General features: G+C 37.6%; 13 protein-coding genes. 6 read left to right on the top strand and 7 right to left on the bottom strand.

The window, feature by feature from the left end; all coding sequences use genetic code 11:
• Positions 1-284 precede the first annotated feature (284 nt).
• Both SAY88_RS04160 and SAY88_RS04155 read right to left on the bottom strand, forming a co-directional pair.
• On the bottom strand, positions 285-431 hold the full coding sequence (locus tag SAY88_RS04160; protein WP_332629529.1) for a hypothetical protein: 147 nt from the start codon (positions 429-431) through the stop codon (positions 285-287).
• A 4-nt stretch (positions 432-435) separates the two neighbouring features.
• Positions 436-696, bottom strand: coding sequence for a hypothetical protein (locus tag SAY88_RS04155; RefSeq protein ID WP_332629527.1), 261 nt, complete (start codon positions 694-696; stop codon positions 436-438).
• A gap of 190 nt (positions 697-886) precedes the next feature.
• Here SAY88_RS04155 and SAY88_RS04150 point away from each other — a divergent pair, with 190 nt between their 5' ends.
• A complete protein-coding gene (locus SAY88_RS04150; RefSeq protein WP_332629526.1) occupies positions 887-2,572 on the top strand; it encodes a GMC family oxidoreductase in 1,686 nt (561 codons plus the stop codon).
• Positions 2,573-2,668: 96 nt separating this feature from the next.
• On the opposite strand, the gene SAY88_RS04145 is transcribed toward SAY88_RS04150, so the two are convergent.
• Positions 2,669-3,427, bottom strand: coding sequence for a ThuA domain-containing protein (locus SAY88_RS04145; protein ID WP_332629524.1), 759 nt, complete (start codon positions 3,425-3,427; stop codon positions 2,669-2,671).
• Positions 3,428-3,689: 262 nt separating this feature from the next.
• Here SAY88_RS04145 and SAY88_RS04140 point away from each other — a divergent pair, with 262 nt between their 5' ends.
• The 5 genes from SAY88_RS04140 (at position 3,690) to SAY88_RS04120 (ending at position 9,606) form a co-directional block, all read left to right on the top strand.
• Positions 3,690-5,366 carry a GMC family oxidoreductase gene (locus SAY88_RS04140; protein WP_332629522.1) on the top strand — a complete coding sequence of 559 codons (1,677 nt, stop codon included), beginning with the start codon at positions 3,690-3,692 and terminating at the stop codon, positions 5,364-5,366.
• 187 nt (positions 5,367-5,553) lie between these two features.
• Positions 5,554-7,032 carry a spore germination protein gene (locus SAY88_RS04135; protein ID WP_332629521.1) on the top strand — a complete coding sequence of 493 codons (1,479 nt, stop codon included), beginning with the start codon at positions 5,554-5,556 and terminating at the stop codon, positions 7,030-7,032.
• Between the two features lie 2 nt (positions 7,033-7,034).
• Entirely contained in the window at positions 7,035-8,222 is a 1,188-nt protein-coding gene (locus tag SAY88_RS04130; protein ID WP_332629518.1) for a Ger(x)C family spore germination protein, read from the top strand.
• Positions 8,223-8,224: 2 nt separating this feature from the next.
• On the top strand, positions 8,225-8,497 hold the full coding sequence (locus tag SAY88_RS04125) for a hypothetical protein (RefSeq protein ID WP_332629516.1): 273 nt from the start codon (positions 8,225-8,227) through the stop codon (positions 8,495-8,497).
• Positions 8,494-9,606, top strand: a complete 1,113-nt coding sequence (locus tag SAY88_RS04120) for a GerAB/ArcD/ProY family transporter (protein ID WP_332629514.1) — start codon at positions 8,494-8,496, stop codon at positions 9,604-9,606. Before SAY88_RS04125 ends, SAY88_RS04120 begins: the two co-directional genes overlap by 4 nt.
• Before the next feature lie 198 nt (positions 9,607-9,804).
• Here the strand turns inward: SAY88_RS04120 and SAY88_RS04115 are convergent, their stop codons facing one another.
• From SAY88_RS04115 to SAY88_RS04100, 4 genes are read right to left on the bottom strand one after another with little or no spacing between them, the layout of a single operon-like run.
• On the bottom strand, positions 9,805-10,920 hold the full coding sequence (locus tag SAY88_RS04115) for a GerAB/ArcD/ProY family transporter (protein WP_332629512.1): 1,116 nt from the start codon (positions 10,918-10,920) through the stop codon (positions 9,805-9,807).
• A gap of 13 nt (positions 10,921-10,933) precedes the next feature.
• Positions 10,934-11,173, bottom strand: a complete 240-nt coding sequence (locus SAY88_RS04110) for a hypothetical protein (RefSeq protein ID WP_332629509.1) — start codon at positions 11,171-11,173, stop codon at positions 10,934-10,936.
• A gap of 32 nt (positions 11,174-11,205) precedes the next feature.
• Complete coding sequence (locus SAY88_RS04105) at positions 11,206-12,348, bottom strand: Ger(x)C family spore germination protein (protein WP_332629508.1); 1,143 nt, start codon at positions 12,346-12,348, stop codon at positions 11,206-11,208.
• 35 nt (positions 12,349-12,383) lie between these two features.
• Positions 12,384-13,946 (bottom strand): spore germination protein, encoded by a 1,563-nt coding sequence (locus tag SAY88_RS04100; RefSeq protein ID WP_332629506.1) that lies wholly within the window; start codon positions 13,944-13,946, stop codon positions 12,384-12,386.
• Positions 13,947-14,226 lie beyond the last annotated feature (280 nt).

The following is a 14,226-nucleotide window of genomic DNA, read 5'->3' as shown; positions in this document are numbered from 1 at the left end:
TTCAAATTCAACGTATTTATTTATGCCTTTTGTTATTGGATGGGCAGGATCAACGACCCACAATACTGTCCTTCCATAAGAGCAACGCCGCCTAACCGAGTTAGAAGTTTGTAATACATAAAATGAAAAAAAATCCTTCCTACACTTACTCCGTAGTGTGGAAAGATTTTAACTACATAGGTATTATATCCTCTCTAACCAACCGTTGCTTCCAGCGCAATTATGGTTTACCTCCTTTTTATTCCACCTTTAGCCATATAGGTTTGAATAAAGTTATCGGGGTGCTAAAATGATATTGGCGGGATCACAACATCGTTATCTTCAGGTTCAGGTTCAGCATTGTTATTAGCTGTCTCTCCAAATAATAAAATAAAAAATAGGATAGCCAATATAGCTAAAGTGAAATTCTCCTCTGTAGCTGTAAAATCCATAAACTCACTCCCTTGTTTTCCGCTTTATTACTTCCATAACTTCAGATAACGTTAAATCAGGATGACTATCTATAAAAGCAGCTAGATCGTTTACATTTTTATTTGGATTTTCTTGAATATTAATTCTTCCCCTTAAACCAACATAGTATGTCCCGTCATGCTCTAAAACCACATTATGGAAGCTTAACTTTTTCTTCAATATTAAAGCCATAATCAATAGTTCCCGTTCTCTTCCGTTTAAGCCATTGAAAGGATTATTCAGCATGATATAACCTTCCTTTCCTATCACCATACTATATGTCAATTAAGATAGAAGGGTGTTAAATAAATGAACTGTCTTTTCAAAGAATGTGTGTTTAGATATTCTCTCCTTAGACCACGCCATACGAGATGAAATAATTGTCAAATTAACCATGTTATCACCATATACTTACATAAATATTCAACGAATGAGGGTGGTCGCACTGAAGATTATAATCGCTAAAAAGGGAGAAAGATTACGAAACCTGGCCCGTTATCATAACATTGATTTGAACAAACTTATCGTCCATAATCCACATCTCCCTCATCCAGATAAAGATATTTCCGGTCAAAAAGTAAAAATCCCCTCACCTCCGAAACATATAACGTTCAAGAAAAACCGTCAAATGACAAATGACAATGAAGAAATTGTTCCACCTTATGAAGATTGCCCTCCTAGTCCAGAAATAGATTTTTCAGATCACTGGTTCCCTCTAACTTCTTTAGAAGAGATGGAACAAACAAACTACGATGTTATTATCGTTGGAAGCGGAGCAGGGGGAGGAGCTACACTTTGGAGATTAAGTGAACAGTGGCGAAATCAAGGGAAACGAATTGCGGTTTTAGAGAAAGGTGATTTACTCGTACCGACTCACGTAGCTAATTTACCAACCGCTAAAACTGCAGGAAAATTTCTGCGAAACCCCGCATTCAACATTAGACGAGAAAAGGAATGGCCTGAATTTCCAGGAGCCAAACAACTTTTCGGTTTAGGAGGCCAAACGTTGCTTTGGGGAGGCATGAGCCCCCGTTTTCATAGTAGTGATTTTAAAGGATGGCCGCTAACACTTGATGATCTCATTGAATACTACAACATTGCTGAACAAGTCATGAAGGTCACTACAGCATACACGAATGGTTCTAACCTTCAAGAAACTCTCTTAAAAAGATTGAGGGAGAGCGGTTATCATGATGCAACAAACATTCCTCGAACGTTTGACTTAAACGCTAGCTATTATGGACAAATACATTCAAATGTCTTTTTTAGTTCCCTCGAATTTATGGCTTGGGCACTTAACTGGAATGGGGTTGATTTTGCTGTTAAAGCAAATGTGGTGAAGCTTTTACATGAACATAACAAAGTAACTGGAGTACAGGTGATGACCCCGAACCGAAAATCATATACAATTCACGGTAAAATCGTGGTGGTTTCTGCTAGTACGTTTGAAACGCCTCGCCTATTGCTTCATTCTGGCATTCCCGGAGATGCGATCGGTAGATATTTAATTAGCCATTCTTTTATTTCTTCTTCTACTCTTGTCTTACGTGAGGAATTTGAAGAGGTATTAGGGCTCGCGAATATTCTACTTCCAAGTACTGATAAGCGGCCATACCAAATAGCAGTTACAGGACCTCATCCTTATGAATTTTATGCCTATGAAACGAAGCCCTTGATGAAAGAACTGGAAATTAACCTTTTGGGATTCGGAATTGTTGAGCCTAACCGTGATAACCGTGTCGTCCTAGATGCGGCTAACTTGGATTGGTATGGGGTTCCAAAACTGAATGTTCATTTTTCTTATAGCGAACAAGATCTAGCCATTATTCAACAGCTGTCGGGTGATATGTTTAAAGTTATTGATAGTATGCAATTAAATATCGAAACGAATCCATGTCTGCTTCCTCCAGGGATCGATTTTCATGCTGCTGGCACTTGCCGGATGGGGGATGATCCAGCTACATCTGTGACAAATGAGTTTGGTCAAGTGCACGGCATAACAAATCTGTTTGTCGCTGATAACAGTATCTTACCTTTTATGGGAGGGGCAAATCCTACACTAACGACCGTAGCCGTAGCTATGCGAACTGCTGATTATATTATAAAAAATGAGAATGTATAAAAAATTTGTATTAGAATAGATGATTGTACCTAAAGATTCTACAAAAGAATGAAAATAGGATGACAAAGTAAGGGCTTTTGTCATCCTATTTAAATTTTAATCTATATCTTCAAGAGGCTCTGCATGCCCAAAAGTTGGTGTTGGTCCATGCGGTGATGCAGCCCACTTCACTGCATTCGCAATTACTCTTATAATCTCTTTATTGTGATAAGTTGGGTATCTTTCATCTCCGGGCTGAAAGTAAAAGACTTTTCCTTGCCTGCGATGATAGGCACAGCCGCTTCGAAACACCTCTCCCCCCTCGAACCAGCTAATAAATATTAGTTGTTCAGGAGAGGGAATATCAAAAAATTCTCCGTACATTTCTTCTTCTTCAAGCTCAATGTATTCCCCAATACCCTCTGCTATCGGATGAGCTGGATCAACGACCCATAACCTTGACGTTTCATCTGCTATTCTCCATTTTAGGTTACAGGTTGTGCCCATTAACTTAATAAATATTTTAGAAAAATGTCCTGAATGTAACACGATCAACCCCATACCATTAAGTACTCTTTGATACACACGCTCGACAATTTCATCAGCTACTTCTTCGTGAGCTACGTGCCCCCACCAGATGAGTACATCCGTTTGATCCAATACTTTTTTCGTCAAACCATGCTCAGGTTGCTCAAGTGTAGCTGTTCGAATGTTGAATCCGTATGGCTCCAAGCCTTGAGCAATCGTCCGATGCATTCCTTCAGGGTAAATTTCTGCTACCTCTGGGGTGGTCTGTTCATGAATAAATTCATTCCAAATCGTCACATTGACCTCTTTCATTTCGAACGTTTTTGATCCAATAGTTATTTTGATCATATCGTCCTCCTCAATTATCAGTTACATGTTCGGCTCACTTCCCCCCACTTGCACACCATATCTAACTATATGAACTCGCCCTCAAAAAAATCAAAGATTGTTTATAAAATTTAGAAGTAATAATTGGTATTGGGACAATACACCATTATTACGTAATAAGTGAACTAAGAACAATTATAGTAGAAATAATTAGGAATAATTATCAAGTTCTAGTTGCAGGCACATATACTTATACAAAAGATGAGAAATCGAGGTGATACCATTGAAGATATTCACCGCAAAAATGGGAACAACACTGCGGAAATTGGCTCATAATCATAACATCGATTTGAATCAACTTAGGGTTCATAACCCACATATTGCACATCCAGATGAAAACATTGCCGGGCAGAAAATAAAAGTACCAACTTCTCCTAAACCAGTTACTCTAAAAAGAAGCCGTCAAATAACGGATGACAATGACGAAATCGTTCCAACATATGAAGACTGCCCTCCTGCCCCAGTTGTAGAGTATTTAGATCAGTGGTTCCCTCTCACCCCTTTAGAAGAAATGGAAAAGATCGAGTATGATGCAATCATTGTTGGAACTGGTGCAGGAGGAGGCGCCGCTCTTTGGAGATTGTGTGAACAATGGCGCGAACAAGGGAAACGAATTGCTGTCTTGGAAAAAGGTGGTTTACTTATCCCAACACATGTTGCTAATTTACCGACAGCTAGCGCCGCTAGAAAATTTCTACAAAACCCGGCATTTAATATTCGAAGTGGAGAGCAATGGCCTGAATTCCCTGGAGCCAAGCAACTTTATGGCCTTGGAGGTCAAACGCTTCTTTGGGGAGCCGTGAGCCCCCGTTTTCATCCAAGTGATTTTAACGAATGGCCGATCAGCTATGATGACCTAATTGAATATTACAACATTGCTGAAGAAGTAATGAAGGTGACTACGGCGTTTGTAAAGGACTCTAATCTTCACCAAACGCTTTTACAAAGATTAAGAGATAGCGGCTACCATGATGCGAAAACTTTACCTCGTGCGTTTGATTTAGACGCTAGCTATTATGGACAAATTCGTTCCAATGTCTTATTTAGTTCTCTTGAGTTTATCGCTTGGGCCTTAAACTGGAATGGAGTTGATTTTGCCGTCAATGCGAATGTTGTTAAGATTCTACATGAAAGCGGCAAAGCAACAGGAGTTAACGTGATGACCCCTGATAAAAAATGTTATACACTACACGGGAAAAACGTGATCGTATCTGGGAGTACGTTTGAATCCCCTCGCCTCTTGCTTCATTCTGACATACCTGGAGAAGCAATTGGGAGATATTTAATTAGTCATTCCTTTACTAATGCTAGAGGTTATATCTCACGAGAGGAATTTGAAGAAGTGTTGGGTATTACAAACATTCAGCTTCCAAGTACGGACATTCGGCCATATCAACTATCTGTTCAGGGACCGTTTCCTTATGAATTTTATTCCTATCAAACGAAGCCATTAATGGAAGAACTAGAAATCGGCCTTTGGGGTTTTGGCATTGTTGAGCCAAGGCCGGATAATCGAGTCGTTCTTGATCCAACTGACTTAGATTCGTACGGGGTTCCAAAACTAAATGTTCATTTCTCTTATAGCGAACAAGACTTGGTTATTATTCAACAAATGGTAGATGACATGATTCAAGTCATGGATAGTATACAATTGAATAACATCACTCTCCCATGTCTTCATCCTCCAGGGTTTGATTATCATGCTGCGGGCACTTGCCGGATGGGGAATGATCCAGCTACATCGGTTACGAATGAATTCGGTCAAGTCCATGGCGTGTCTGGCTTGTTTGTTGCTGACAACAGCGTTCAGCCGTTTATGGGAGGAGCGAATCCAACGTTAACGACTATAGCCGTGGCCATGCGTACTGCTGATTATATTGTAGGAAAAGAGGAGGAATAACCGGCTAATATTAGCGGGGAAACAATGGAGCTCATGAAAAAGTCTTTTCTTTTTTTTAGACAAAACGTCGTTATCGTATGATAAACGACGTTTTTTGTTATTTATTCAACGGTTAAAAACATCTCATATGAATAAAATCCTTTTTCTAAAAAATACTACTACTAAATATTGAATTAGAGGGTAATTTATGAAGAAATCTATTAACATTTCTCAAAGCTTATCGGAAAACCAAAAAAAAATCGAAGCAACTCTTTCCAATTGTCATGATTTACGTATTTATTCATGGCAGTATGGTCCAGAGCTTAAATATCGCGCTTTCTCTGTTTATCTTGAATCACTTGTTCAAAATAAACAAACAAATTATATGAAAGCGTCCATGCAAGATTTAGTCACACACGAAGTAGGTCCAGCAACTGACATGACTGTTGAAGATGTCATAAATTTTTTTGAACATCACGGTGTTTCTGACCAAAATGCGCTTCTAGTTGAAAATTTTGATAATGCTGTGACAAAAATTATGAGCGGACACATTGTAATCTTTTTTGACCAATGGGAAAAAGCATTAGCCTATAATGATTTAAGTGTTAATAAACGACAAGTAACTGAACCAGCGACTGAATCGGTCGTTAAAGGACCTCGCGAAAGTACAATTGAACAGTTAGATATAAATATTGGGTTATTACGCGTTCGCTTACAAAATCCTCGCTTTAAAATTGAGAAATTGAAAACAGGAGGAGAAACGCAAACCGAGATTGCATTTGGCTATCTTGAGGGAAAAGTAGATCAAGAAACACTAAGTGAGTTCAAAAGGCGAATAAATTATGTCAAGGAATCGGAAATTTTAGAAACGGGGTACATTGAACAGCTGATCGAAGACTCTAAAGCTTCTCCTTTTCCACAATATCGTTATACAGAACGGCCAGATGTTGCTATTGCAGCCATATTACAAGGGAAAATTGTCGTTCTCGTTCAAGGAACAGGATCAATCTTAATTTGTCCGGGCCTTTTTACTGAGTTCTTTCAAGCAAGTGAAGATTATTATCAACGCTCGATATTTTCATCTCTCGTACGTTTGATAAGAATCATATCTTTTTATATTGCGTTTACATTACCTAGCTTATATATTGCCTTGACTACGTTTCATAGTGAATTAATTCCAACCAATCTCTTAATGTCAATTATTGATACTCGTGAAGGTCTGCCATTACCTGCCTTTTTAGAAGCCGTTATCATGGTGTTTTTTTTCGAGCTGCTTCGAGAAGCTGGTATTCGCTTGCCACAGCCAATTGGATCAGCGATTAGCATCGTTGGAGCGTTGATTATTGGTGATGCTGCCATATCAGCCCATATTACCTCTCCGTTGATGGTCATAGTAGTAGCACTTACCGGTATTGCTTCTTTTGCAATTCCACAATATGACATTGCGATTGCCATTCGGATTCTCCAACTGCCAATGATGATCTTCGCTGCAACTTTAGGTGGGTTTGGCATCATGATTTTTTTGCTGATCATCTTTTTACATTTAACAAATTTACGATCATTAGGGCAACCATATTTAAGTCCATTAGCTCCACTCAAGCCGAAGCAACTTATAGATGTTTTCATGCGGAAACCACAGAAATGGATGGAATCCTCAAACCAAAATCCGAAAAGAAAGCTTGATTAACTATGAATGTTACAACTAGTAAATTTTTTCGTATAAAAATAGTCATCGCAGTAAGTTTTCTCATTTTTTTATCAGGGTGTTGGAACAGTATGGAATTGACTGATCTAGCCTACGTGATGGGGCTAAGTATTGATCAAACGAAAGAAGGAGAGATTGAATTAACAACACATATGTATTCACCTACACCAACGATCGGAGCTCAAGGTGGTGGTGTCACTACTGAGGGCGAGTACTTCTCAGTTAAAACGACAGACGACAGCGTCTTTGAAGCAATCCGAGATATTCCTCTTCATGTTGGTCGAAAAGCTCAATGGAGCCATATGCGGGTTATCCTTATCGGAGAAGAGTTTGCTAGAGAACATGACATATCAGATGTTCTTGATTTTTTCTATCGTGACCATGAACCTCGCTTCAAAACGTATGTCGTTATTACACAAGGAAGGGCTAGTGAATATTGGGGGATTAAACCTTTTATTGAGAGAACAACAGCACAACAAATACGAATGATACAAGAAAGTGGCACCGCCTTTTCAGCGAAAGCAAGAGAAACGAGAATGCTTGATTTAGCTTTGCAACTAAATTACCCGGTGAAAATAGCAACGGTTCCCTATATCGAACGAAGTGATCAAACTCCAGAAAGTGTCGTAAATACTGGTTTGGCTATTCTTCCTAATGGAAAGATGATCGATCGTCTCTCAACGGCTGATGTTCATAATCTGCTTATATTAACAGATGAATATCTCAGTGGAACGATCGAATATCCTTGTGAAGGTGAAGAATATAAGCAGAAAAATAGAAAGGATTCTCTTGAAGTTACCCGACTAAAAACAAAGGTTTCTTCCAATTTTTCTAAGACCCCACCTACCATTCATTTTTCAACAAAGGTACAGGGACATCTCGGTGAGTTACAATGCTGGACGATGGCAACTGATGAAGAGAGACAGGAGCTTCAAGTGCATATTGAAAACTCAATAAAAACACAATTAGGAGCTTTTATTAAATACCTACAGGATGAAAAACTCGATGTAATCGGAATTGGAAATATCCTTTATAGAAAAGACCCGAAACAATGGAAACAGCATGAAGATAATTGGGAGCAAATCTTTTCTGAAATCAATTTCGAAATTGATGTTGAAGTCAACATTATTAGCACAGGTATGACAACTGGCGATGACCTAACGGAGGAATAATTATGCTTGAGAAAATCATCTTACTCGTTATTTTATACATGAGCGTACTTTTCTATGATGGGGCTGAATTAATTAGAAACAAGCAGATTCGCACCGTTTATGGAATAGCAATGGTACCTGTCTTGTATCATAGTGTTATTTACGTGTTTGATCTACCTTGGCCAACCCTTTATACGTTTGTAGATTTCATCTTTCATGAACCAGGTCAACAAATTGTAAAATCACTAGAAGTCGATTTTATTATGTTTCTTGTGACCATTAGGGGGATGGGATGAGACAAATAGAGACGATAAGTTCTTGGCAGCTAGCAAGTCTATTTCTCGCTTATATGACCGGTTCTGCAATTATTAATATCCCAACCCCTATGGTTGAAGCTGCTGCAAATGGGGCGTGGCTATCACTTTTAATAGCGAATGCTCTTGGCATGGTGCTACTAGCCTGTGTTTTCTACATCGATCAACAGGCCCCTGGACATTCCTTTATCGATTATAGTGAAAAAGTCTTAGGAAAGTGGATTACCTTATGTATTGCCATACCACTCATCATTTTGCTTATTTTAATTATTGCTTTTATTATCATTGATATTGGAGGTTTTTTTGCAAATGCCTTAATGAGAGAAACACCTACCTATGTGTTCCATACTCTTATTTTGCTAGTGGCTGCTATGACGGCAAGAAGTGGAATTGAACCAATGGCGAGAATGTTCGTGTGGCTTTTAATCATCATGGTTGTTTTATCATTGGGTGTGTTAGCATTAGTTTTTCGTGAATATCGAGTCGAGCACCTTCTTCCGGTCATGCCTGATGGGATAATGCCCATTCTTCTTGGAAGCTACCGTGCTTTTAGCTTTCCCTATTCGGAGCTTATTCTTTTTTCTTTGTTGCTTCCCTTCCTAAACAAAGGAGACAGAAAGCCTTTTAAAAAAATCATGTTTTTCACTCTAATCGTACATGGGCTTTTGATGATAATTCCTATTGTTCTTGTCACAATGGCATATGGTCCAATTGCTGGAAAAGTCCAATATTCTATTTTTAACCTTTCTCGATTGGTTAATATTAGAGATGCTATTGAACGAATCGAATCCGGAATCGGCCTCGTCTTAATCGTCGGCTCTTATATGAAAACAAGCATTATGCTGTTTATTCTTAAAGAATTTTTATCCAATGTTTTGAAATTACAGGATAAACAGATAATCATCTTTCCTATTTCCTTTCTCATTTTGTTACTTTCGCTGACGATCTTTGATCACGAAACAGAATTTGTGGATGCTGTATTTGTAACGTGGCCGTTATTTATGATTACAATTGTCGTTCTCCCTTTCCTATTTGTCACATTTGTAGCTCTTTTTAAAAGAAACGGACTCGATAAATCAGAATCCCAATAATTGGTATATAGGTAAATATTTAAGAAGCTACTGAAAAGAACAAACTCCTTTTCAGTAGCTTCTTGTGTTTCTATAGATTAAGAATGAGAATTCGTTACATAAACATTACATTTTGATATGATAGTTGGCTTGTCTCTCTTACTTGTTTTTAAGTTAAGCTCCCTACACATGATTAGCGTATTAAATGTAAAAGTTCATTTATGAACCCAATTGATTTTCTTTCTTCATTTTCTGTTTCAAAAAAGTTACAAGAGTTATTATAAGAATTGGGAATACACCAACAATCGTTATTAATAAAGGCCATACCGTCCCTACGGTCTCTACAAACTCCAATTCATGATTATATAAAGTGACAGAGAAAAGAAAAGTCAGAAGTGCAACTGGGAAAATTAAGATCCTGTCATCTTTAAGATTAAACAGTTGCGAAATGATGAAATTAATGACAAATAACACTATTGTTGCTTTCATATATGAACCGATAATCCAACTCATAGCAACGACTGCTTCAATTCTTGTTAAAACATCTTGAATATCAATTAAGGTAGCTATATAAAACAAAGCATATTTTATATCTACACCAGAAGGCCCTAATACCATAATTGATACAAGAATAGCAACCAACAATAAAAACCCATTAAAGAACATTGCTATAAACATCTTTTTTTCTAACTTTCCATCATTTTTATTTTTGGCAAACGGGAGCAGAAATGCAAAAAGAATCACTTCTGCATAGGGAAAGCCCAAGGCTAAATAAGTCCCGTGAAATACGGGTTTCCACCCATCCGGAAGCAATGGCAGTAGGTATTCAGGATGAAGCAATGGAATGATTAACAGTACAAAAATAAAAAATACCGCTAATACAAAAAGGATAAGCATTGTAAACATTCTACCTATCACTTCGATTCCTTCATATACTGTTGTGGCAGCTACAATAATCATAAATAGATGAAATATTTCCACCGGTGTCGATCTCATCATTGTATTATGTAAAAAAAAACCGACATCAAGTAAGATGTTTGAAAGCATTAAAATGAGCATAAGAACAAAAGGAATCATAAAAAGAACCATGCCCCATTTCCCAAAAATCTTTTGAGAGTAATCCATAAGTATTTTCCCCGCGTATTGACGATTTAAAAAAAGAATACAACATAAAAGGAGAAGACCTATTCCAAAGGCGATCAATAAAGATAGCCATGCGGCATTACCAGAACTAGCAATTAACGGCGATGGAATGTTCACAATAGCAGATCCCAGCAAGAAACTTAAAAAAATAAAAGCCATTTGTCCATCACTGATAGTCTCTTTATCTTTCATTGTCATCCTCCTTTCACTCAATTGTCATATACTCAACAATCTGTTCAGCTGGTTTCAAAAGAACAGCATGGATAAGATCTTTCAAATTTGGCCAGTTCGCGTCTAATATGTAATTTGTACTTAAAAATAAGGATATTACAATCAAGAATGAATAAATATATGTTACCTTCTTTTCACTTTCTTTCAATCTTAAATAGTCAAAAGAAAGCAACACCGTGTACAAAATCAATACAATAATAATTCTTTCAAACACATTCCATGCCTCCCCCAAACTATTCATCCTCTTTAAGGAAATGGCGTATACTCTACTGTTCCTGAACCATCAATATCAACAGAAATACTAAAATTAAATTGAGCTGCAGCAAACAGTTCATCCCAATTATCCTTTACAGACTTCCATAGTTCTGGGTTATCTCTGTAAATTTTATTCCCTAATTCACTTGCATCAATTTTTTCCTTCTGGAGTTTCTCAATAGTATTCATTAAATTCATTTCTAGTTGCTCCTCTATATATTGAGCAAACTCATTAGCATCCTCGCCCGTTTCGAGTACTGTCTCACACATTAACTCTTTAAAAGTAACCTCAAATTGAAATGCCGCATCCACAGTCACTTGATTGCCATTTACCCTAGGAGATATGTTTGAACTTGTTAAGAACACCTCAATATTATCGAATCTATCTCCATTGTCTCCCTCTTTACATGGCAGTTTCCAATTTGCTCTATCAAATTGTTCACGGAGGATTAACAGGCTTTGTGTCTCTTTTCCTGAAAGTTCACTGACCATTCTATCGTCTTTAACAATTGCGACCCCGATAATAGGGGCGGTTGTTACTTGTTTTTCACTTTTTGTTACATAGGGTACAATGGCGATACCGAGCTCACTTTTTAATTGTAAGCTTAGATCATGTATAGTTGTCTCTCTAGTATGTCCTGTTACCTCTCTTGCGAATCTTTGAACTTCTCGAAGTTGTCTCCCTGACGAATCTTCAAATAATGGGTCAAAATTTAAATAATCGCTCCCTTTTCCTTGCCCAATTAAAATATGGGTTGTGGAACGTGGTTCTTGTTCACGATAAAAAAATCCAAGCAGTTCACTAAGCGGTCTTGTTCTTGCAGTCTCTTCTCCGATAACAATCACTTGCATGTGACTCCAGTTTGCTCTTCTACCGATATGATTCACAAGGTTGCGTGCTCCTTCAGAAATGGTTTGCGCATATATACCAAAACTGACCGGATCACCGCCATCACCCCCACCTCCCTCTTCGGGTTTTGGTCGGTAAAATTGAACGGTTAACTCGAGCTGATCTTCATGCTGATCGATCGCAGCTCCTAGTGCAAAAGCTCGCTCTATCAATTCACGTTGATCCCAACAACCTGATAAAACCAACAGAAAGACTGATAAAATAATGATAACAAGCTTTTTCAAAAAAACTTTCCCCTTTCCGCTGTGAACGTTTAATTTTAAGGAAGTCGATGCATATGTTGATTCCGAGGTGATTTTAAAAGTTTTTTTAACGGAACACGAATGAACGCATCACCTAATCGTTTTGGTCTCAATGGAGCGAATGGGGCTAAATAAGGTACTCCCAAAGGTCGGAGAGAACAAAGATGCAAAAGAATCAGCAGTAGTCCAATCATGACACCAAACCCTCCTAATGTAGCCGCTAATATCATAAGAGGGTACTGAAGAATACGATAAGCAATGCCTAGATTGTATTGAGGAATCGCAAATGATGAAATCCCCGTTAATGCAACAACGACGACCATGATCGGAGAGGCTATTCCAGCTTGAATAGCAGCTTCCCCAATGATAAGAGCTCCGACAATACTAACGGCTTGTCCGATTGGTTTTGGCATTCTGACCCCCGCTTCACGCATTAACTCAAAAAAGAAAACCATAATAAAAGCTTCAAGCAAAGCAGGAAACGGAATCCCTTCCCGCGTGTTTATAACTGCTAACAACAATACAGTAGGAATCATTTCAGGATGAAACGTAGATAAAGCAATGTAAATACTTGGTAACGTTAGTGCAATGATAACAGCCAAAAATCGCATTAATCGGATCATTGTAGTAATAATGGTTCGTTGATAATAGTCCTCAACAGATTGGAATAACTCCAGGTATAAAGCCGGACATATTAAAACAGAACTTGTTCCATGTACCATCACAACAATTTTCCCGTCTAATAGAGCAGCAACAGTAACATCTGGCCTCTCAGTATAGCGAAATTGAGGAAAGGGTGAGAACGTAGAATCCTCAATAAGCTCTTCAATGTATGATGTTTCTAATACATCCTTCTCTTTTATTTTCCCAATTCTATTTTCAAATTCTTTTAACACTTCCGGGTCGACTGAACCTTCCAAATAACTATACGCAATTTCAGTATTGGTTTCTTTCCCCACATGAAATGTAATTACTTTTAGCTTTCTTGATTGAAGCCGTGAGCGGATTAGCCCAATATTTTTCTTAAGGTTTTCAACGGTTCCTTCATGAGGGCCTTGAACGACTCCCTCACTTGTCGGTTCTGATACCGCTCTACTTTCTACAGAAAGAGCGTCAAAGACGAGAGCCTTATTCCATTTATCAAAAAAAATAATAACATTTCCTGCTAAAATTTTTTTGGCTACTTGTTCATAGTCTTCAATTGTTTCAACTGTTTGAGCCGATACACCTTTTTGAAAGATAAAATCTTTTATGTTTTCAACAGTTATATCATTTGCAGGACCAACTTCATGCATGACTAAATCTTGTAATAGAGTTTTTAAATAATTAAGCTTTTCATCTTGAATAAGTGTACTGCAGTAAACTGTAAATGCGGTATTTGTTAAATCAGGTCCAAATCGATAGTCATGGACTTTAATATCGGAACTGTTTAAAAAAATTTCTTCTACTTGTTTTTTATTTTCACCAATATATGTAGATATCAGCTTTAAAGAAAGGTCTTGTTCTTCACCATAAGTTTGTTTAGGTACTTTAGAAGTTTTTCCTTTTATTTTTTTTAAGCTTGTCTTTATCTGTCTCATTATTGAAGCTACTCCCTTAAAAGAATGAATTTCAATAAAGTAATTGATTTTCATGATACAGTGTTATTTCTATATAAATGCATTTTTAGCATTATCCTATAATTGAAATATCATGCAAAGATAGCATTAAATTAACTTTCATCCATACCATACCTAATTTTGATACAATAGGTAAGTAATATGAATAGACTTGATCTACCACAACACATATAGGAGAAATCGCTGAAAAAACTTTCGGCCACCATATGGGAAAAGACTGCTCCTATTGCCTTACTATCTC

Origin of the sequence: Halalkalibacter flavus (assembly GCF_036663575.1) — a bacterium.
Taxonomy (GTDB): Bacteria; Bacillota; Bacilli; order Bacillales; family Bacillaceae_D; genus Halalkalibacter; species Halalkalibacter flavus.
This window is presented reverse-complemented; position numbering and strand designations above follow the sequence as displayed.

What these genes read in the sequence shown, in the direction of transcription:
- SAY88_RS04160 (WP_332629529.1), bottom strand. Translation starts at nt 431, where the DNA reads ATGGATTTTACAGCTACAGAGGAGAATTTCACTTTAGCTATATTGGCT.
- SAY88_RS04155 (WP_332629527.1), bottom strand. Translation starts at nt 696, where the DNA reads ATGCTGAATAATCCTTTCAATGGCTTAAACGGAAGAGAACGGGAACTA.
- SAY88_RS04145 (WP_332629524.1), bottom strand. Translation starts at nt 3,427, where the DNA reads ATGATCAAAATAACTATTGGATCAAAAACGTTCGAAATGAAAGAGGTC.
- SAY88_RS04135 (WP_332629521.1), top strand. Translation starts at nt 5,554, where the DNA reads ATGAAGAAATCTATTAACATTTCTCAAAGCTTATCGGAAAACCAAAAA.
- SAY88_RS04130 (WP_332629518.1), top strand. Translation starts at nt 7,035, where the DNA reads ATGAATGTTACAACTAGTAAATTTTTTCGTATAAAAATAGTCATCGCA.
- SAY88_RS04125 (WP_332629516.1), top strand. Translation starts at nt 8,225, where the DNA reads ATGCTTGAGAAAATCATCTTACTCGTTATTTTATACATGAGCGTACTT.
- SAY88_RS04120 (WP_332629514.1), top strand. Translation starts at nt 8,494, where the DNA reads ATGAGACAAATAGAGACGATAAGTTCTTGGCAGCTAGCAAGTCTATTT.
- SAY88_RS04115 (WP_332629512.1), bottom strand. Translation starts at nt 10,920, where the DNA reads ATGAAAGATAAAGAGACTATCAGTGATGGACAAATGGCTTTTATTTTT.
- SAY88_RS04100 (WP_332629506.1), bottom strand. Translation starts at nt 13,946, where the DNA reads ATGAGACAGATAAAGACAAGCTTAAAAAAAATAAAAGGAAAAACTTCT.